The organism is Rossellomorea sp. RS05 (assembly GCF_039822645.1).
Taxonomy (GTDB): domain Bacteria; phylum Bacillota; class Bacilli; order Bacillales; family Bacillaceae_B; genus Rossellomorea; species Rossellomorea marisflavi_B.
The window spans coordinates 1-19,632 of record NZ_JBDKWY010000014.1 but is presented as its reverse complement, the minus strand read 5'-3'; the positions used below and the strand labels follow the sequence as shown (position 1 = coordinate 19,632).

Annotated in this window: 18 protein-coding genes; all 18 read left to right on the top strand. The window is 49.6% G+C overall.

What is annotated here, in order from left to right; all coding sequences use genetic code 11:
- The first annotated feature begins 172 nt into the window (after nt 1-172).
- Nucleotides 173-2,665, top strand: coding sequence for a stage II sporulation protein E (gene spoIIE, locus ABJ225_RS21295; RefSeq protein ID WP_056541688.1), 2,493 nt, complete (start codon nt 173-175; stop codon nt 2,663-2,665).
- 88 nt (nt 2,666-2,753) lie between these two features.
- Nucleotides 2,754-3,515 carry a VWA domain-containing protein gene (locus ABJ225_RS21290; RefSeq protein WP_079513602.1) on the top strand — a complete coding sequence of 254 codons (762 nt, stop codon included), beginning with the start codon at nt 2,754-2,756 and terminating at the stop codon, nt 3,513-3,515.
- Entirely contained in the window at nt 3,484-4,470 is a 987-nt protein-coding gene (locus tag ABJ225_RS21285; protein ID WP_218247807.1) for a protein kinase domain-containing protein, read from the top strand. Before ABJ225_RS21290 ends, ABJ225_RS21285 begins: the two co-directional genes overlap by 32 nt.
- A 67-nt stretch (nt 4,471-4,537) precedes the next feature.
- Complete coding sequence (tilS, locus tag ABJ225_RS21280; protein ID WP_347321542.1) at nt 4,538-5,938, top strand: tRNA lysidine(34) synthetase TilS; 1,401 nt, start codon at nt 4,538-4,540, stop codon at nt 5,936-5,938.
- Between the two features lie 3 nt (nt 5,939-5,941).
- On the top strand, nt 5,942-6,490 hold the full coding sequence (hpt, locus tag ABJ225_RS21275) for a hypoxanthine phosphoribosyltransferase (RefSeq protein WP_048007735.1): 549 nt from the start codon (nt 5,942-5,944) through the stop codon (nt 6,488-6,490).
- A gap of 103 nt (nt 6,491-6,593) precedes the next feature.
- Nucleotides 6,594-8,564, top strand: coding sequence for an ATP-dependent zinc metalloprotease FtsH (gene ftsH / locus ABJ225_RS21270; RefSeq protein WP_056541694.1), 1,971 nt, complete (start codon nt 6,594-6,596; stop codon nt 8,562-8,564).
- A gap of 360 nt (nt 8,565-8,924) precedes the next feature.
- The gene (locus ABJ225_RS21265) at nt 8,925-9,695 is read left to right on the top strand and encodes a type III pantothenate kinase (RefSeq protein WP_347321556.1); all 771 of its coding nucleotides are present in this window, start codon (nt 8,925-8,927) and stop codon (nt 9,693-9,695) included.
- A gap of 15 nt (nt 9,696-9,710) precedes the next feature.
- Complete coding sequence (gene hslO, locus ABJ225_RS21260) at nt 9,711-10,589, top strand: Hsp33 family molecular chaperone HslO (RefSeq protein WP_218247806.1); 879 nt, start codon at nt 9,711-9,713, stop codon at nt 10,587-10,589.
- Between the two features lie 28 nt (nt 10,590-10,617).
- Entirely contained in the window at nt 10,618-11,610 is a 993-nt protein-coding gene (locus ABJ225_RS21255; RefSeq protein ID WP_347321541.1) for a peptidyl-prolyl cis-trans isomerase, read from the top strand.
- A 102-nt stretch (nt 11,611-11,712) separates the two neighbouring features.
- The gene (gene cysK, locus ABJ225_RS21250; RefSeq protein ID WP_347321540.1) at nt 11,713-12,642 is read left to right on the top strand and encodes a cysteine synthase A; all 930 of its coding nucleotides are present in this window, start codon (nt 11,713-11,715) and stop codon (nt 12,640-12,642) included.
- A gap of 136 nt (nt 12,643-12,778) precedes the next feature.
- On the top strand, nt 12,779-14,179 hold the full coding sequence (gene pabB, locus ABJ225_RS21245) for an aminodeoxychorismate synthase, component I (protein ID WP_347321539.1): 1,401 nt from the start codon (nt 12,779-12,781) through the stop codon (nt 14,177-14,179).
- A complete protein-coding gene (gene pabA, locus ABJ225_RS21240) occupies nt 14,176-14,763 on the top strand; it encodes an aminodeoxychorismate/anthranilate synthase component II (RefSeq protein ID WP_347321538.1) in 588 nt (195 codons plus the stop codon). Before pabB ends, pabA begins: the two co-directional genes overlap by 4 nt.
- A 1-nt stretch (nt 14,764) precedes the next feature.
- Nucleotides 14,765-15,622, top strand: a complete 858-nt coding sequence (pabC, locus tag ABJ225_RS21235) for an aminodeoxychorismate lyase (protein ID WP_218247802.1) — start codon at nt 14,765-14,767, stop codon at nt 15,620-15,622.
- A gap of 14 nt (nt 15,623-15,636) precedes the next feature.
- Nucleotides 15,637-16,470, top strand: a complete 834-nt coding sequence (gene folP / locus ABJ225_RS21230) for a dihydropteroate synthase (protein ID WP_347321536.1) — start codon at nt 15,637-15,639, stop codon at nt 16,468-16,470.
- On the top strand, nt 16,463-16,822 hold the full coding sequence (folB, locus tag ABJ225_RS21225) for a dihydroneopterin aldolase (protein ID WP_347321535.1): 360 nt from the start codon (nt 16,463-16,465) through the stop codon (nt 16,820-16,822). The genes folP and folB overlap by 8 nt, the downstream gene beginning before the upstream one ends.
- A 1-nt stretch (nt 16,823) precedes the next feature.
- Nucleotides 16,824-17,348 (top strand): 2-amino-4-hydroxy-6-hydroxymethyldihydropteridine diphosphokinase, encoded by a 525-nt coding sequence (folK, locus tag ABJ225_RS21220; RefSeq protein ID WP_347321534.1) that lies wholly within the window; start codon nt 16,824-16,826, stop codon nt 17,346-17,348.
- Nucleotides 17,300-17,515 carry a helix-turn-helix domain-containing protein gene (locus ABJ225_RS21215; RefSeq protein ID WP_079513606.1) on the top strand — a complete coding sequence of 72 codons (216 nt, stop codon included), beginning with the start codon at nt 17,300-17,302 and terminating at the stop codon, nt 17,513-17,515. Before folK ends, ABJ225_RS21215 begins: the two co-directional genes overlap by 49 nt.
- A gap of 207 nt (nt 17,516-17,722) precedes the next feature.
- Nucleotides 17,723-19,207 carry a lysine--tRNA ligase gene (gene lysS / locus ABJ225_RS21210; RefSeq protein WP_048007746.1) on the top strand — a complete coding sequence of 495 codons (1,485 nt, stop codon included), beginning with the start codon at nt 17,723-17,725 and terminating at the stop codon, nt 19,205-19,207.
- Nucleotides 19,208-19,632: the final 425 nt, after the last annotated feature.

The following is a 19,632-nucleotide window of genomic DNA, read 5'->3' as shown; positions in this document are numbered from 1 at the left end:
GAGTTGGATTTGAGGACGAAAAGGGAAAAATCACCGTTTTATTTTCTGAATATTTTACCACTTCGTCCAGAAACACGTCGAAACTTTTTGGGTATACATTCCCTCATTCTGACAAAGTTCTGAGCATGTCCCATTTATACTAGTAAAAAAAGTTATGGGGAGTGTTTGTTACATGGGGAAAGCTGATCAAACAATCATCGAACCTGTTCAGAACGTAGACATCGAACAAACGAGGGTCGAGATGTCCAAAGGGATCAAATCGATTTATTCGAAGCTGGAGTGGCTCTTCATTGAAAAGGGACTGGCTCTGTTTGTGATCGGCTTTTTACTTGGGAGAGCCTTGATCCTCTCTCATCTTACACCATTTGCCCTGCCGTTCTTTGCAGCTGTCTATCTTGTCCGAAGGGAAAAATCACCCATCGCGCTCATGGGGCTGCTGGCCGGAGCTGTCACCTTATCCTTCTCCAGTATCAGTTATACGTTCGCAACGGCGATAATATTCCTCCTTGCGTTCCGGCTGACGCAAAAATTCCACCAGAATGATATGAAGATCGTGTCCTTTTACGTTCTCTTTTCCGTCGCTTTCGTCAAGCTCGGCTTTGATTACGTCCAGCAGGGGCAGGTGCTCACCCTCTATAACGGGGTCATGGCTCTCATCGAAGCGTTCCTTGCTTTCCTCCTTACCTATATCTTCATCCAAAGCGTCCCGTTCGTCACTGTTCAAAGGAGAAGGAGGTCCCTGAAGACGGAGGAAGTCGTCAGCCTGATCATCCTTCTTGCGTCCATCATGACCGGAACGATCGGATGGGCCTTCCAGGGGCTTTCTGTCGAGCATATCCTTTCGCGGTATCTGGTCCTTCTATTCTCCTTTGTTGCAGGAGCGACAGTGGGCTCTACGGTTGGCGTCGTCACAGGGCTTGTATTCAGCCTGGCCAGCGTGGCAAGCTTTCAACAAATGAGCCTACTTGCATTTGCGGGCCTTCTCGGGGGCTTGATGAAGGAAGGGAAGAAATTCGGTGCTGCCATCGGGTTGCTCATTGCCACCCTCCTTATGGGGATGTACGGGGATAACAGTATGGTACTGACGACCACCCTTTATGAGTCAGGGGTGGCGATCGTGCTTTTATTCCTTACGCCCCAGAGCCTGGTCAAGCGAATCGCCAAGCACATACCGGGTACGGCAGAATACCATCAGGAGCAGCAGGGCTACATGCGCAAGGTGCGGGACGTGACGGCAAGCCGCGTCACGCAGTTCTCCTCTGTCTTCCAGGCGCTATCGAACAGCTTTCAGCAGGTGGAAGAGAAGATGAAAATGGAAGAAGTCGAGGATAAAGAGTTTGACTATTTCCTCAGCAATGTCACGGAGAAGACGTGCCAGACCTGCTTCAAGAAGGATCAGTGCTGGGCGAGGAATTTTGATAAAACCTACAATATGATGAAAGAGGTCATGACTGAATACGACCAGGGCAGGGTACCCCTGTCTTCCCGATTATCACGAGAGGTGGAGAAGCACTGTACAAGGGAGAAAAAGCTGAAAGAAACCATTTATCAGGAGTTGACGTTCTATCAGGCCAATCTGAAGCTGAAGAAGCAGGTGCAGGAAAGCAGGAAGCTCGTGGCCGATCAGCTTCTCGGCGTCTCGGAAGTCATGGGCAACTTTGCGAAAGAAATCCAGCGGGAGAGGGAGAACCATTATCTGCAGGAAGAGCAGATCCTTGCGAGCATCGGCGAGTTCGGTATTGAAATCGATCATATTGAAATCTATAACCTTGAACAGGGCAACGTCGATATCGATATGGTGATCCCGTACTCTGGGGGGCACGGTGAAGGGGAAAAGTTGATTGCACCGATGCTGTCGGATATCCTTGGTGAAAACATTGTCGTCCAAAAAGAGGACTGTTCCCAATTCCCTAATGGACAGTGCCATGTCACCTTCCAATCAGCGAAGAAATTCGTAGTGGACACAGGTGTGTCCCATGCAGCCAAAGGGGGAGGTCTGGTCTCGGGAGACAGCTATTCCATGATCGAGCTCGGCAGGGGGAAATATGCCGTGGCCATAAGCGATGGGATGGGCAATGGGGAACGGGCACATTATGAAAGCAATGAGACCCTGAGACTGCTTAAGAAGATCCTCGAGTCGGGGATTGAAGAGCAGGTGGCCATCAAGTCGATCAACTCGATTCTGTCACTGCGGACCAATGACGAGATTTTCTCCACCCTGGACCTGGCCATGATCGACCTTCAGAACGCTTCGTCCCGTTTCCTTAAGATCGGTTCGACACCGAGCTTCATCAAAAGGAATGACCAGATCATGAAGATCGAAGCGAGCAACCTTCCCATGGGGATGTTGCAGCAGGACTTCGATGTGGATGTCGTCTCCGAGCAGTTGAAGGCGGGAGACCTTTTGATCATGATGAGCGATGGGGCATTTGAAGGACCGAAGCACGTAGAGAACTATGACGTATGGATGAAACGGAAGATCAAAGAACTACAGACGGATGATCCTCAGGAAGTGGCCGATCTCCTCATGGAAGAAGTCATCCGGTCGAGCTCGGGTATGATTGATGACGACATGACGATCGTGGTCTCCACGATCAAACATAATATTCCGAAATGGTCATCGATCCCGATCCAGAAGAGCAGGCAGAAGAAGCAGATCTCCTGAGAAAGGTTCACGGAACCGCCATAAAAAGAGAAGAAAGTAGTTCACTAGAGTATAAATCCCTCTCCATTCGGCGATGCTGATAGCAATTATGAAGGAGGAGGAGACTCTTATGAAAGCAGGTACACTTCGTCAGATTCTATTGATCACGGATGGATGCTCCAATCAGGGGGAAGACCCCATTGCCATGGCCGCGTTAGCAAAGGAACAGGGGATCTCCGTCAATGTCATCGGCGTCATGGACAATGACGTCATCGATCAAAATGGAATGGTGGAGATCGAGGGCATCGCTCTATCAGGAGGAGGGGTCAGTCAGGTCGTTTATGCCCAGCAACTTTCCCAAACCGTCCAGATGGTCACGCGGAAGGCGATGACCCAGACGCTCCAGGGTGTCATCAATAAAGAGCTGAAGTCGATCCTCGGGAAATCGGCCTCCATGGAGGAGCTCCCACCGGAACAGCGAGGAGAAGTGATGGAAGTAGTGGATGAACTGGGTGAATCGGTGGATATGGAAGTGTTGATCCTTGTCGATACTTCTGCAAGCATGAAGCACAAGCTTCCCACTGTGAAGGAAGCGCTATTGGACCTGTCCCTCAGCTTGAATGCCAGAATGGGAGATAACAAATTTTCCGTTTTCGTATTTCCCGGGAAACGACAGGATGTCGAAAAATTGCTGGACTGGACCCCGCGTCTTGAAACCTTATCAAGTATATTCTCGAAGCTTTCCCCGGGAGGCATCACTCCGACGGGGCCGGCGATTTCAGAGGCCATCACCCACTTCAAGAAAAAACGTTCACTAAGGGGACTGCTCTCTCGTGGCGATGATGAACAATACTTCGAAGAAACCATTTAATCTTCCGCCCGGTACGACCATAACGGGGAAATGGCATGGGGCTTCTTATACCATCATGAAAGAGCTGGGATACGGGGCCAATGGCATCGTGTATCTGGTAAGGGACGGGCAGGGCTACCAGGCCCTCAAGATGAGCGATAATAATGTCACCATCACATCCGAGGTGAACGTACTCAAAGCGTTCTCGAAACTCCAGGGTACCCCGCTTGGCCCCGGGCTCATGGATGTGGATGATTGGGAATACAGGGGGAAGAAGATCCCTTTTTATACAATGGAGTACATCCAGGGACCTACGCTTCTCTCCTTCGTACAGGGGAAGGGGTTCTCCTGGACGGGTGTCCTCGTCGCCCAGCTCCTTGCCGACCTGGAGCGGATCCACCAAGCAGGGTGGGTGTTCGGAGATCTTAAGCCTGAGAACCTGATCGTCACAGGTGCGCCCCACCGGATCAGGTGCATCGATGTGGGGGGCACGACCATCCAGGGACGTGCCATCAAGGAATTCACGGAGTTCTTCGATCGGGGCTACTGGATCGGGGGGTCCCGCCGGGCGGAACCAAGCTATGATCTGTTCGCCGTCGGGATGATCCTGATCAATCTTGCTTATCCAAACCGATTCTCCAAACGCGAGAACGGACAGCTTCAGCAGCTGAAGATGGCGGTGGAGGGAACAGACAGCTTGAGGAAATACCGGGGGACGATCTTCGGGGCGCTGGAGGGGACCTTTTCTTCCGCACAGGAGATGAGAGAAGACCTTCTAAGAGGCATATCCCGCTCAGCGAATCACGGACCGGCAAAGAAGCATTCGCACAAGCCTGCATCTACCAGGAAGACGCCACAGGCAGCGCCGAAGAAGCCTGCTAAACAATCAAAGACAAGCAGGTCCTTGGAGACCGTCCTCATCATCCTCATTGTGGGGATGATCTACTTCCTCTACCTCTACGGGGAACTGTTGTAGCGTCTCCCGTGAGTTTCCACGGGGATACTGATACAATATAAGGAAAACGGTTGGAAAGAGGATTGCTATGCTAGAACAGACATCCCGGGAATTCATTCAAAGGCATCGATTGCTCGAAAAAGGAGACCGGCTCGTCGTTGCCGTTTCCGGAGGTCCCGATTCCCTGGCCCTTATCCATTTCCTTCATGCTCTCCGTGACCAGCTCGACGTGGAGGTGGCTTGTGCCCATGTCGATCATATGTTCAGGGGCCGGGAGTCGTATGAAGATCTTTTGTTCGTCGAAGGGTTCTGCAAGGAGCGGGACATCCCCTTTTTTGGTGAGCGCATCAATATCCCGGAAATGATGGAGACGGAAAAAGGCAGCCTTCAGGAGATGGCAAGAAAGGTCCGCTATGGGTATCTCCGACAGGTTATGGATAGATACGGAGGCAATAAACTCGCTCTTGGGCATCACGGGGACGACCAGGTCGAGACCATCCTTATGAAGTGGACGCGTGGAGCGGGAGCCAAAGGACGTGCCGGCATTCCGTTCAAACGGCCCTTCTCAACAGGGGAGATCATCCGGCCGTTCCTTCCTGTGACCAAGGAAGAGATCTTGGATTACTGCGAGCGGGAGTATCTTTTCCCGAGGATCGACCCAAGCAACAGCAAGGATACATATACGAGGAACCGATACCGTTCCAGGGTGCTGCCCTTCTTAAAGGAAGAGAATCCGCACGTCCATCGAAATTTCCAACAATTCAGTGAAGAATCATTGGAAGATGAAGAGTTTTTGGAGGAATTGACAAGGGTAAAGTTGAATAAGATATGGAAGGTGGAGGAGGATTTTTCCACTCTTGATATCAAACGCTTTCTCCAGATGGCTCAGCCTTTACAAAGAAGAGCGATTAATCTAATATTAAACTATCTTTATAAACTTAAACCCGCTTCTTTATCGTCTATACATATTTACGATGTATTACGTCTGTTAAAGGGGGAGAATCCCAATGCACAATTGGATTTACCCTCAGGGCTTAAGGTTACAAAGGCTTATCAGACATGTTATTTTCACTTCGGGAACCTTTCCGGAGGTCCATACTATTTTGAACTGGAAATCCATTCATCGATCATCCTTCCGACCGGCATCCGGATCTCGCTTATGCCCTCAATGGGGTATGTACAGGATGACGGGGGTGAAACGATCCATCTGAACAGGGATGGAGTCACCCTTCCGTTGATTGTACGCACGAGGGAATCCGGGGATCGCATGAAGGTGAAAGGGATGGAGGGCTCGAAGAAGCTCAAGACCCTTTTCATCGATGAAAAAATCCCTTTGCATCTTCGGGACCGGTGGCCGGTCGTCACTGATTCTGAAGGCAGGATCCTTTGGGTTCCCGGATTAAGGAAGTCCGTTTACGATACGGGAGAGGGACGCGAGGATAGTTTAGTTTTACAAGTCAAGAGCAATCATCTTCTAGGAGGCAGTTGAACATTGTTAAATCAGGATATTGAAAAGGTACTTATTTCAGAAGAAGAACTTCAAGAAAAGATCAAAGCGCTGGGTGCTGAACTGACGGATGCCTATCAAGATAAGTTTCCGCTGGCAATCGGTGTACTGAAAGGCGCGATGCCATTCATGGCGGATCTGTGCAAGCGCATCGATGCCCATATGGAAATGGACTTCATGGATGTGTCCAGCTACGGCAGCTCCACTGTCTCTTCAGGAGAGGTGAAGATCGTCAAAGACCTCGATACGAAAGTGGAAGGGCGCGACATCCTGATTATCGAAGATATCATCGACAGCGGCTTGACGCTGAGCTATCTTGTCGAACTGTTCCGCTACCGTAAGGCAAAATCAATCAGCATCGTCACTCTGCTTGATAAGCCAACAGGACGCAAAGCAGATATCAAGGCAGATTATGTAGGCTTCATCGTACCGGATGAATTCGTTGTCGGCTATGGCCTTGATTATGCGGAAAGATACCGTAACCTCCCTTACATCGGAGTACTGAAACCAGCGGTGTATACAACAGGGGAATAACGTCCATCTTAAGAAGGGTCTTCGCAAGTGCAATTTGTTGTAATGCCATGATTTACTATGATACTATTTTACGTAGTTTGTTTACCGTGGGAGGAGGTAAGGGATGAAACGGATCTTTTCTAACACCATATTCTATTTACTTGTATTTTTACTGATCATAGGTGTGGTGAGTTTTTTCAACAACAACAACGAACCAACCAAAACGATCGATTACAGTACGTTTATTAATAAGTTGGAAGACAATCAAGTCAAATCATTCTCCGTCCAGCCTTCAAGGGGCGTTTATGAACTGAAGGGGCAGATGAGGGATGCTAAGAAAGACGAGTACTTCGTGACTCACATCCTGTCTACCGATGGAAAGCTCATGGATCGGATCAACGACGCCGCCAGTGGCACAACTGGTGAAGATGCCCTTAAGAAGGTAGACGTCGAAATCCTGGAAGCGAAAGAAACCAACGGGTGGATTTCCGTCTTTACGACGATCATCCCATTCGTCATCATCTTCATTCTCTTCTTCTTCTTGCTCAATCAGGCTCAGGGCGGTGGAAGCCGTGTCATGAACTTCGGTAAGAGCAAAGCCAAGCTTTACAGCGAAGAGAAGAAAAAAGTCCGCTTCAAGGATGTTGCCGGAGCAGACGAAGAGAAACAGGAACTTGTGGAAGTCGTAGAATTCCTCAAGGATCCACGTAAGTTCTCTGAAATCGGTGCACGCATTCCAAAGGGTGTCCTTCTTGTAGGACCTCCTGGTACCGGTAAAACCTTGCTGGCCCGTGCGGTTGCCGGTGAAGCAGGCGTTCCGTTCTTCTCCATCAGTGGTTCGGACTTCGTGGAAATGTTCGTAGGGGTCGGTGCATCCCGTGTACGTGACCTGTTCGAAAATGCGAAGAAAAATGCTCCATGTATCATCTTCATCGATGAGATCGATGCAGTCGGTCGTCAACGTGGCGCAGGACTCGGCGGAGGTCACGATGAACGTGAGCAGACGTTGAACCAGCTCCTTGTTGAAATGGACGGATTCGGTGCCAACGAAGGAATCATCATCGTGGCTGCAACGAACCGACCTGATATCCTTGACCCTGCATTGCTTCGTCCAGGACGTTTCGACCGTCAGATTACAGTCGATCGCCCGGATGTGAACGGTCGTGAAGCGGTACTGAACGTACATGCGAAGAACAAGCCGCTTGATGATTCAGTTGATATGAAAGCCATTGCCCAAAGGACACCTGGTTTCTCTGGTGCCGATCTTGAGAACCTCCTCAACGAAGCTGCCCTTGTGGCCGCCCGTGAAGATAAGAAGAAGATCGACATGCGCGACATCGACGAAGCAACGGACCGTGTCATTGCCGGACCTGCCAAGAAGAGCCGTGTCATTTCAGAGAAGGAACGCAAGATCGTTGCCTTCCACGAAGCAGGTCATACCGTCATCGGCTGTGTCCTTGATGAAGCCGATATGGTTCATAAAGTGACCATCGTACCTCGTGGTCAGGCCGGTGGATACGCAGTCATGCTTCCTAAGGAAGATCGTTACTTCATGACGAAGCCGGAACTCCTTGATAAAATCACAGGACTCCTTGGTGGGCGAGTAGCGGAAGAGGTCATCTTCGGAGAAGTTTCGACCGGTGCCCATAATGACTTCCAGCGCGCCACAGGCATTGCCCGCAAGATGGTGACGGAATATGGAATGAGTGAAAAACTCGGACCTCTTCAATTCGGTCAGCAACAAGGCGGTCAGGTGTTCCTTGGACGTGACATCAACAGCGAGCAAAATTATTCAGACGCCATTGCTCATGATATCGATCTTGAAATGCAGCGCTTCATCAATGAAAGCTATGCGCGTGCAAAAACGATCCTTACTGAGAATCGCGACAAACTGGAACTCATCGCTAAGACATTGCTTGAAGTCGAGACTCTTGATGCCGCTCAGATTAAGAACCTAATGGATCACGGTAAACTTCCAGAGCGTGTATATGAATCCGACGTCGAAACAAGCGACGTGAAAGTGAACATCCAGAAAAAGAATGATGAACCGGTAAGTGGAGACTCCTCAAACAGAGACGATACAGACCGCGTATAATAATGGTTGGACTTCCGACCAAATGAAAATCCGAACGGCACTCGAAGCCGTTCGGATTTTTTTTGGTTTTTTGTGAGAAGTCTTTGAGATGGGAGTAGGCAGAAAGAGCGATTCCTTTGAGAACCTCCAATGTGTTCCCCCTGTTGGTAAAGCGATTGGTCACGCCTGCTCACGTTGGGTACGATACCGGTGCTTTACAATTCCAGGCCCTCCCTTGCGAAACATCCGGTCCGTTCAACCCATCAAGACGTGTACAGCGCTTGTCGGTTATCTCCCATTCAGTTCAACCCAGTCGCCTCCCCAAACGGATTATGGTATGATGTTGGCAGTGTGAAAACAATGACCGAGTAGGTGAAAATTGTGATTTTTGTAATGGATGTTGGAAATACGAACATTGTGTTCGGTGTATATGAAAATGACGAATTGAAGTATCACTGGAGAGCCGAGACGAATCGCCATAAGACCGAGGATGAATTTGGCATGCTTGTAAAGAATTTGTTTGAGCATGCGAAGCTATCCTTTGATGATATTGATGGTATTATTATATCCTCCGTTGTTCCTCCCATCATGTTCAGTCTTGAAAGGATGTGCGTGAAGTACTTCCATATCACGCCCCTTGTCGTAGGACCTGGAATCAAGACGGGCTTGAATATCAAATATGATAATCCCAAGGAAGTCGGAGCCGACCGTATTGTCAATGCCGTAGCAGGTATTTATGAATACGGAGGACCACTGATCATCGTGGACTTTGGTACAGCAACCACTTACTGCTATGTGAATGAAGACAAGCAGTATATGGGCGGTGCCATTGCCCCTGGGATCGGGATCTCGACGGAAGCACTCTATTCAAAGGCTGCGAAATTGCCGCGGATTGAAATTGCGCGTCCGGAGAATATTATTGGAAAGAATACTGTCACTGCCATGCAAGCCGGAATTTTATACGGATATGTGGGACAAGTGGAAGGCATCGTACGCCGTATGAAAGAACAAAGTACTCAGGAGCCGACCGTCATCGCCACCGGCGGGTTGGCGACGTTGATCTCGAAAGAATCGTCAGTCATCGATGTGGTCGATCCATTCCTGACGCTGAAAGGCTTGAAGCTGATTTATAAACGCAACATTAACGGATAAGGAAGGAGCTTTTATATGAGCGACTATTTAGTAAAAGCGTTGGCCTATGATGGTCAAGTAAGGGCATATGCCGTCAAAAGTACAGAAACCGTAGGAGAAGCACAGCGACGCCACAATACATGGCCGACTGCTTCTGCAGCCCTAGGGCGTTCCATGAGTGCAGGTCTCATGATGGGGGCCATGCTCAAAGGTGAGAACAAACTTACGATAAAAGTGGAAGGTGGCGGACCGATCGGTGCCATCATCGTCGATAGCAATGCAAAGGGTGAGGTAAGGGGATATGTCACCAACCCCCATGTCCACTTCGACCTGAATGAACATGGTAAATTGGATGTGCGTCGTGCTGTTGGGACAGAAGGTACCCTTTCTGTTGTAAAAGATATCGGCATGAGGGATAACTTCTCCGGACAGGTGCCGATCGTATCAGGCGAACTTGGTGAAGACTTCACCTACTATTTTGTGACCAGTGAACAGGTGCCTTCTTCTGTCGGAGTCGGCGTACTTGTGAACCCTGACAATACGATCCTGGCATCAGGAGGCTTCATCCTTCAGCTTCTTCCTGGAGCAGAAGATGAGACGATTACGAAGATCGAGGAACGCCTAGGAAAGATCGAGCCGATTTCAAAGCTCATCCAACGCGGCCTTTCGCCTGAACAGATTTTGGACGAGGTCCTGGGCAAGGACAATGTGAAGGTCCTTGAAACCATGCCTGTCAACTTCCAATGTCAATGTTCGAAGGAGCGGTTCGGTGATGCGATCATCAGCCTCGGTGAAGAGGAAATCAAAGATATGATCCAAGAAGACGGCATGGCCGAAGCCAAATGTCACTTCTGTAACGAAACGTATATCTTCTCTGAAAAAGAACTGAAAGAGCTTCAGCTGCAAGCAAAATAATACGATCTCAGGCCGGGGAGAATGGATGATGAGAATTAAACGTTCCGTCCTATTGACGGTGATCGGACTTTTATTGGCTACAAATATCCTGACGCTCATCTTCTCCGGAAAAGGGGAAGGGAAGAATACAGAGAGAGTGGCAAGCATCGACGGGAAGGATATCACCCGGGAGGAGTGGCTCCATTCTCTTGAAGATAAGTATGGAAAAGAGGAGCTGAAGGCGCTCATCAACCGGAAGGTGATGGATCGCCTGGCCCTGAAATACGATATTTCCGTCTCTCAAAAGGAGATCGATCGGGAATTCGCCATGATCCAGTCCGCTTATAATGTCTTCGATGAAGGCAATCTCCAGGACGAGAAAGACATCAAGTCCCAGATCAAAGCGGATCTCCTCTTGGAAAAGCTCCTCACAAAAGACGTGGAGATTTCCGATAAGGAACTGAAGAAGTATTATGAACAGAATGAACGCTTATACACCATTCCAAAAATGGTGAAGTTGAAGCAGATCCAAGTGCCAGATCAGTCTGAGGCCGACCAGATACTCAAGGAACTGAAAGATGGTTCAAGCTTTGAAGCGTTGGCCATGGAAAAATCCACTGATCAAAAGACTGCCCCCCTTGGGGGAGATCTCGGCTACATCCCTGACGATGGAAACATCCTGACCCAGGAAGCGAAAGCAGAGGTCAACACCCTGTCCAAGGGAGATTGGAGCAAACCTGTTCCGTCTGATGACGGATACCTCATTTACTTTGTGGAGGATACGATCAAGAAGAATCACTATTCCTTCAAACAGGTGAAAGAGCAAATCAGGCGGAAGATCGCTCTTGAGCAGGTTGAATCCCCCATGCGGGCGGAATCCTTTGGGATGAGCTCGATGTGGATTGGTACTATGGAAAAGACCAAACCAAATAAGCATGTTGATGGGTCACCGATTGTGTATCGGTGGCTTTATTTTAATACCTCGGAAAAAATGCTTTTGCCGGGTGCAAATCATAGTAATGATCCCAATGGCATATGTTAAGTTTGTGTAGGGACTGAAGTCATATGTGTTGACAAATAAATTGAAAATTGTTACATTTTAATCAAAACCAACAAAAATGCTTGGGATTAGGAGTGAGGAGTAATGGTCAGAGTAGCTAACTCAATTTCGGAATTGATCGGGCAGACGCCGATTGTGAAACTGAATCGAATTGTGGAAGATGGAAGTGCCGACGTTTATTTGAAGCTTGAATATATGAATCCGGGAAGCTCGGTAAAAGACCGGATTGCCCTTGCGATGATCGAAGCCGGTGAAGAAGCAGGCACATTGAAGGTTGGGGATACGATTGTTGAGCCGACGAGTGGTAATACGGGAATTGGCCTTGCCATGGTGGCTGCGGCGAAAGGGTACCGTGCCCTTCTTGTTATGCCTGATACGATGAGTATGGAACGTCGCAACCTCCTGCGTGCCTACGGTGCCGAGCTTGTCTTGACGCCTGGGGCAGAAGGAATGGGTGGAGCAATCCGCAAAGCCGAAGAGCTTTCCAAGGAGAAGGGTTACTTCATGCCTCAGCAGTTTAAGAATACGGCCAATCCAAAGGTGCACCGTGAAACGACGGGGCCCGAGATCGTGGAGCAGATGGGTGATCAGCTCGACGCCTTCATCGCAGGGATCGGTACAGGTGGTACCATCACAGGTGTCGGTGAAGTCCTGAAAGAGAAATATCCCGATATCAAACTGTATGCTGTGGAGCCATCGGATTCCCCTGTGCTGTCAGGTGGCAAGCCGGGTCCTCATAAGATCCAGGGGATCGGTGCCGGTTTCGTTCCCGAGATTCTGAATACCTCCCTTTATGACGAGGTCATCCAGGTCGGGAAGGAAGAAGCGTTCGACTATGCAAGAAGAGCTGCAAGCGAAGAAGGAATCCTTGGCGGAATCTCATCCGGAGCGGCAATCTACGCGGCGAATGAAGTAGCGAAGAAGTTAGGGAAAGGCAAGAAAGTTCTTGCCATCATCCCAAGTAACGGAGAGCGCTATTTGAGCACGCCTCTCTATCAATTCGACGAAGAGTGATATAACAACATGCGGCCGTGGAGCAGTCTTTGCTTCACGGCCGTTTTAATTGCCTGTATTTTTCATACTTTAATCGATGAAACCTTGTGCTTCTTCATGTATCATGAAAGAAGAAAAACATGAGGGAGTGTGGCCAATGCAGCACGTATACTTTCTGAAGCATCCATCATCCAAAGAACAATTTTTCGCATCATATGAACGGATCAGCCGTCGTGAATCACATCACGTCCTCCTGGAGAGCGGGCGCGGAGGAAGGTATAGCATCGCTGGCATCAGGCCCGAAGCTATTCTGACAGGACACTCCCACGGACTTGAAGTTGAACATGAAGGGTCAGTCGAGGTGCTTGAGGGGGATCCCCTCGTACAGCTGGAAGGATGGCTCGCCCAGCGCAAAGCCCCGAGACATGAAGAGCTCCCCGATTTTCAAGGGGGGGTGATCGGTTTCATCACCTATGACTATGCGAGGCAGATCGAACGCATCCCGAACGTTGCCCATGATGATCAGTCCCTGCCTGATCTCTACTTTTATTATTTCAACGAGTGGGTGGTCTTTGATCATGAAACCGACTGCCTGTGGATCATGATGCTTTCTTCTCTGGGGGATGAGGGCGCCGGGGACAGGCTGAAAGAACGGCTGGCTGAATGGAGCGAGCCTGCAGGGGCGACTGCTTCCAGTAAAGATGTGTATGAATCGGGAGAAATTCATGTATCCATGGACGAAGAAGCTTTTTCAGATGCGGTCAGGAAGATCCAGGCGTACATCGCTCAAGGGGACGTATTCCAGGTGAACCTATCCGTACGACAATCACAGGAATTGAAAGTCGACCCGTTCCTGGTCTATAAAGAGCTCCGTCTTTTGAATCCTTCTCCATATATGAGCTACATGCATTCCCCGGAACTGCAGGTGGTATCGGGTTCTCCGGAGCTGCTCGTCAAAAAGCAGGGTCTTGAAGTCAGCACCCGGCCGATTGCCGGGACGCGCTCAAGAGGGGCAGACGATGAAGAAGACGCACGCCTTGCTTCCGAGCTCATCCACAATGAGAAGGAGCGCGCCGAGCACGTGATGCTCGTCGACCTTGAGCGGAACGACCTCGGAAGGGTCTGTGAATATGGAACCGTGGAAGTGAATGAATTCATGGTCATTGAAAAATACTCCCACGTCATGCACATCGTGTCCAACGTGAGGGGGAGGATTCACGACACCAAGACAGGGGCGGACTTGATCCGCTCAGTGTTCCCTGGTGGGACGATTACTGGGGCCCCGAAGGTGAGGACGATGGAAATCATCGAGGAGCTGGAGCCTGTGAGAAGGGGGATCTATACGGGATCGGTCGGGTGGATCGGCGTGAACGGTGACATGGAACTGAATATTGTCATCCGCACGATGTTGGTGAAGGACGGAATCGGCCACATCCAGGCTGGAGCGGGTGTCGTCATCGACTCCAATCCTGCCCACGAGTACAAAGAATCCCTCAAGAAGGCAAAAGCTATGTGGGTGGCGAAGGACCGCGCGGAAGGAAGGGGAGTGAAGGCATGATCCTTATGATCGATAACTATGATTCATTTACGTATAATCTGGTTCAATTCCTCGGGGAGCTTGGTGAAGAGCTCATCGTGCGAAGGAATGACGACGTAACGTTGGCGGAAATCGAGGAGTTGAATCCGGCCTATCTGATGATTTCTCCAGGACCGTGCACACCTGATGATGCAGGGATCAGTCTTGAGGCGATCCATACCTTCAAGGGACGGATCCCCATCTTTGGTGTCTGCCTCGGCCACCAATCCATCGCCCAGGTATTCGGTGGAGAAGTGGTTCGGGCCGAACGGCTGATGCACGGCAAGGTCTCCCTTGTTCACCATGACGGAAGGACGATTTTCAAGGATCTTCCCGCTCCGTTTGCCGCCACCAGGTATCATTCCTTGATTGTAAAGAGGGAGACGCTTCCTGACTGTCTGGAGATCACGGGTGAAACGGAAGAAGGGGAAATCATGGGGATTCGTCACAAGGAACTTCCCATCGAAGGCGTTCAGTTCCACCCCGAGTCCATTATGACCGAAGGCGGAAAGCAACTCCTGGCAAACTTCCTTGCAACCTATAAAAGTGCTGGGGTGACGGTATAGGATGTATATCTACTTGAACGGTCAGATCATACACAGGGATGAAGCCCGCATATCACCATTCGATCATGGGTTCTTATACGGAATGGGCCTTTTTGAGACGTTCCGGACATATGGTGGACATCCCTTCCTCATCGGGGACCATCTGGACAGGCTCTCAAGATCCCTCCAGGATATGAAGATCCACTGCTCCCTTCCTGAAAGCAAGGTCATGGGGATCGTGAAGGACCTTCTTGAGCGGAATGGATGGGAAGACGCCTACTGCCGCCTGAATATCTCCGGTGGCCCAGGGGAAATCGGCCTTCCCTCAGCACCTTATGAGGATCCGACAATCATTCTGTTCCAGAAGCCCCTTCCTGACAAAGGAGCGGCTTCCAAAGAAGGAGTGTTCCTGTCATTGGCTCGCAATACACCTGAAACCGGTGAGCGGCTTAAATCCCACCACTACCTCAACAACCTGGCAGGTAAAAGGGAAGTGGGCCCTTCCCCGGTCAAAGAGGGCATCTTCTTAACGGATGAAGGCTGGATTTGCGAAGGAGTGACGTCCAACCTTTTCTGGACGAAAGACGATGACCTATATACTCCTGCGGTCGGGACGGGGTTGCTCAATGGGATCACCCGCCGCTTCATTATGGCCCTGGCAGGAAAAGCGGGACTAAGGGTAAGAGAAGGGTATTATAAAAAGGAAGATCTTCTTGAAGCTGATGAAATCTTCTTCACCAACTCCGTTCAGGAAGTGGTACCGGTCCATCAAGTGGAAGAGACCCTTTATCCCGGGGCAGAGGGAAGATGGACTGTGCATCTGCAACGGGAATATGGAGCCTGCACCTCCACCCTTACAAGAATCAGTGAATTGAGCTAGGAGGCAACAGCGGAATGAAGCAAGTAACCAAATGTGGAAAGTACGAACTCGATTTCAGCGCAAAGACGTTGATCATGGGAATCCTGAATGTAACCCCCGATTCCTTTTCGGACGGAGGGAAATACAATCATATAGAAGCGGCAGTGGAGCGTGCCAAGGAAATGGTGGACATGGGGGCGGATATCATCGATATCGGAGGCGAGTCCACCCGGCCAGGCTATGAACCTGTATCGGCCGAGGAAGAAATCGCACGCGTTGTCCCCGTCATTGAAGCGATCGCTTCCCGAGTCGACGTACCGATCTCGATTGATACATTCAAGGCAGAGACGGCCAGAAGGGCCATTGAAGCAGGCGCATCTATCATCAATGATGTATGGGGCGCAAAGAAGGATCCGGATATGGCGAGGGTTGCTGCCGATGCGGGTGTCCCCATCATCCTGATGCACAACCGGGAAACGGAAGAATATGAAGACTTTGTCCGTGACAGCATTCAGGACATCCAGGAAAGCATTTTTCTCGTGAAACAGGCGGGGGTGAAGGATGATCAGATCATCCTCGATCCTGGCATTGGCTTTGCGAAAACGATGGATGACAACATGACAATGATGAGGAATCTTGATATTCTTGTGTCGCTGGGTTACCCTGTCCTTCTCGGTACATCGAAGAAGCGGTTGATTGGTCATGTCCTAGATCTTCCTGTCGACCAACGGATGGAAGGAACGGGTGCAACGGTATGTTACGGTATCCAGAAAGGCTGCCACATCGTACGGATCCATGATGTGAAGGAAATGGCGAGGATGGCGAAAATGATGGACGCATTAGTCGGAAAGGGGAAGTGGAATGGATAAAATCTATGTGAACGAAATGGAATTCTACGGATATCACGGGGTGTTTGAAGAAGAGAACAAGCTGGGCCAGCGTTTCAGGGTGAGTGCCGAACTTCACCTGGATCTCAGCACATCCGGGAAGAGCGATAACCTGGAGGACTCGGTGAACTATGCTGAAATCTTTACGGTCACCAAATCGGTTGTGGAGGGTGAGGCGCTGAATCTTGTAGAAGCAGTGGCTGAGAGGATTGCCGGCAACCTGCTTGAGTCTTTCCCGAGCGTTGCCGAGTGCAAGATCACCGTTATCAAGCCCGATCCCCCGATTCCCGGTCATTATAAATCCGTCGCCGTCGAAATCACCAGGGGCCGATAATATGTATACCGCTTACATTTCTCTCGGATCCAATATCGGGGACCGGGAGGCATATTTGGAAAAAGCCATTCAAATCCTCGGCAGTCATGGTAAGATAGAAGTCAAAAGGCTCTCTTCCATTTATGAAACAGAGCCCGTCGGATATACGGATCAAGGCGAGTTTTTGAACATGGTCATTGCAGTTCAAACCAGTTTGCGTCCAGAAACGCTGTTGCATCAATGCTTACAGGTGGAATTTGATCTTGGTCGGGAAAGGGAGTTCAAGTGGGGTCCGAGGATCATCGATCTTGACGTGCTGTTGTATGAACAAGAGACGATCGAAAACGCAGATCTTCTCATCCCCCACCCGAGGATGCAAGAAAGAGCTTTTGTCCTCATACCGCTGTTGGAGATCGCTCCCGGCCTGGAACATCCCTCATTCGGTGCCCCGTTGGAGAATCTTCTGGACGAAATACCTGATAAAGAAGGAGTTCGGCTATGGAAACAGATAAATGGGGAAGACGCATTCGTGCATTCAGGAAATTAAAAGGATTTACACAGGACGGTCTTGCAAAGGAACTCGGAGTGTCTGTCTCGGTCCTGGGAGAGATCGAGCGGGGGAGTCGTGTTCCGAGCGATGATTTTCTGACAAGTGTCTCCGAGGCATTGAGTATCCCGTTGGATGAGCTTTCCCCTTCGGACGATGAAGAGTGAATGTTGCCCATATCAACGGACGATTGGGACAAGCATAGAAGAAAGGCTTGAGAAGGTGAGCGGATGAACCCGCCTGCCCGATCGGCCTTTTTTGGATGTTTTTAGAAGCGGATACTTTAGGGGTGTTACAAACCGAGATATTGTGTAAAATAGTAGGGTATATAATTTAGACAGTCAGTGAAAGTAGATAGAATAGGAGTGAAACAAATGAGCGAAGAAATAAATGACCAGCTTCAGGTCAGACGCGACAAAATGGAAGCCATCCGCGAAAAAGGATTGGATCCATTCGGTAAACGTTTCGACCGTTCCCATAGCTCTCGCGAAATCAAATCTCAATTTGACGAGTTTTCAAAAGAAGAGCTTGAAGAAAAAGACATCACGGTAACCATCGCAGGACGGATCATGACGAAGCGTGGAAAAGGTAAGGCAGGATTCGCGCATCTTCAGGACCTCGAAGGCCAAGTGCAGATCTATGTCCGTAAAGACGCCATCGGTGAAGAGGCATATGAACTTTTCAATTCAGCAGACCTAGGGGACATCATCGGGGTAACCGGTACTGTCTTCAAAACGAAGGTCGGGGAACTTTCCGTCAAAGCGAAGGAATTCCGCCATCTATCAAAAGCCCTTCGCCCACTGCCTGAGAAGTTCCACGGACTCAAAGATGTTGAACAGCGTTACCGCCAACGCTATCTTGACCTCATCACAAGTCAGGAAAGCAAAGAAACCTTCATCGCAAGAAGCCGCATCATCCAGTCCATGAGACGCTACCTTGATACAAACGGCTATCTTGAAGTGGAAACACCAATGATGCACAGCATTGCAGGTGGAGCGTCCGCCCGCCCGTTCAAGACGCACCACAATGCCTTGGACATGCCATTATTCATGAGGATCGCCATCGAGCTTCATCTGAAGCGCCTCATTGTCGGCGGTCTTGAGAAGGTATACGAGATCGGACGCGTATTCCGTAACGAAGGCGTATCAACCCGCCACAATCCAGAGTTCACCATGATCGAACTGTATGAAGCCTATGCGGATTACCGTGATATCATGGCACTGACTGAGAACCTGGTTGCCCATATCGCAAAAGAGGTATTCGGTTCTACCACCGTCCCTTACGGTGACTACGAAGTGAACCTCGAACCGCAATGGACCCGTCTTCACATGGTGGATGCCGTCAAGGAACATTCCGGTGTAGACTTCTGGAAGGAAATGAGCGACGAAGAGGCTCGTGCGCTTGCGAAAGAACATGGCATTGAAATCAAAGACAATATGACGTATGGCCACGTCGTGAATGAGTTCTTCGAACAGCTTGTAGAAGAAAAGCTTATTCAGCCTACCTTCATCTATGGTCATCCGGTTGCCATTTCTCCACTTGCGAAGAAGAACGACGAAGACCCAAGGTTCACGGATCGTTTCGAGTTGTTCATCGTCGGACGTGAGCATGCTAATGCCTTCACCGAGCTCAACGACCCTATCGACCAACGCGAGCGTTTTGAAGCTCAGTTGAAAGAACGGGAAGAAGGAAACGATGAAGCCCATATGATGGATGATGACTTCATTGAAGCACTAGAGTACGGTATGCCTCCTACAGGGGGACTTGGTATCGGGATCGACAGGCTTGTCATGCTACTGACAAACTCCCCTTCGATCCGCGACGTCCTGCTCTTCCCACAAATGCGCCATCGCGACTGATCCATAAAAAAAGGCTGCGGATATCCGCGGCCTTTTTTTATGCCTGAAATGGATGATGATTCTTATATATAGAAGCAATCGTTTTAGGGTAGGGCAATGGGCATTGTAGGGTTCGAAATGTTTTTTAACAAAGTTGATATAATATCGAAAAAAACTATTGCACACCCTTTGATATGGTGGTATAGTATTATCTGTTGCCGCAAACGAGCAACGCAGAAACAACCAGATGAAAATAACTTCTGAAAAAAGTTGTTGACATTGAGATGAAAAACCTGTAACATTATAAGGGTCGCTTCAAACGAAGCAACGAACAATTGAACCTTGAAAACTGAACAAAACAAGACAAACACGTCAACGTTAATTCTAGATTTATTTTTAAAAGAGCTATTCAAACTTTTTATGGAGAGTTTGATCCTGGCTCAGGA

Coding starts and splice junctions, on each gene's coding strand:
- spoIIE (WP_056541688.1), top strand. CDS start 173: ATGGGGAAAGCTGATCAAACAATCATCGAACCTGTTCAGAACGTAGAC.
- ABJ225_RS21290 (WP_079513602.1), top strand. CDS start 2,754: ATGAAGGAGGAGGAGACTCTTATGAAAGCAGGTACACTTCGTCAGATT.
- ABJ225_RS21285 (WP_218247807.1), top strand. CDS start 3,484: ATGATGAACAATACTTCGAAGAAACCATTTAATCTTCCGCCCGGTACG.
- tilS (WP_347321542.1), top strand. CDS start 4,538: ATGCTAGAACAGACATCCCGGGAATTCATTCAAAGGCATCGATTGCTC.
- ftsH (WP_056541694.1), top strand. CDS start 6,594: ATGAAACGGATCTTTTCTAACACCATATTCTATTTACTTGTATTTTTA.
- hslO (WP_218247806.1), top strand. CDS start 9,711: ATGAGCGACTATTTAGTAAAAGCGTTGGCCTATGATGGTCAAGTAAGG.
- ABJ225_RS21255 (WP_347321541.1), top strand. CDS start 10,618: ATGAGAATTAAACGTTCCGTCCTATTGACGGTGATCGGACTTTTATTG.
- cysK (WP_347321540.1), top strand. CDS start 11,713: ATGGTCAGAGTAGCTAACTCAATTTCGGAATTGATCGGGCAGACGCCG.
- pabB (WP_347321539.1), top strand. CDS start 12,779: ATGCAGCACGTATACTTTCTGAAGCATCCATCATCCAAAGAACAATTT.
- pabA (WP_347321538.1), top strand. CDS start 14,176: ATGATCCTTATGATCGATAACTATGATTCATTTACGTATAATCTGGTT.
- pabC (WP_218247802.1), top strand. CDS start 14,765: ATGTATATCTACTTGAACGGTCAGATCATACACAGGGATGAAGCCCGC.
- folP (WP_347321536.1), top strand. CDS start 15,637: ATGAAGCAAGTAACCAAATGTGGAAAGTACGAACTCGATTTCAGCGCA.
- folB (WP_347321535.1), top strand. CDS start 16,463: ATGGATAAAATCTATGTGAACGAAATGGAATTCTACGGATATCACGGG.
- folK (WP_347321534.1), top strand. CDS start 16,824: ATGTATACCGCTTACATTTCTCTCGGATCCAATATCGGGGACCGGGAG.
- ABJ225_RS21215 (WP_079513606.1), top strand. CDS start 17,300: ATGGAAACAGATAAATGGGGAAGACGCATTCGTGCATTCAGGAAATTA.
- lysS (WP_048007746.1), top strand. CDS start 17,723: ATGAGCGAAGAAATAAATGACCAGCTTCAGGTCAGACGCGACAAAATG.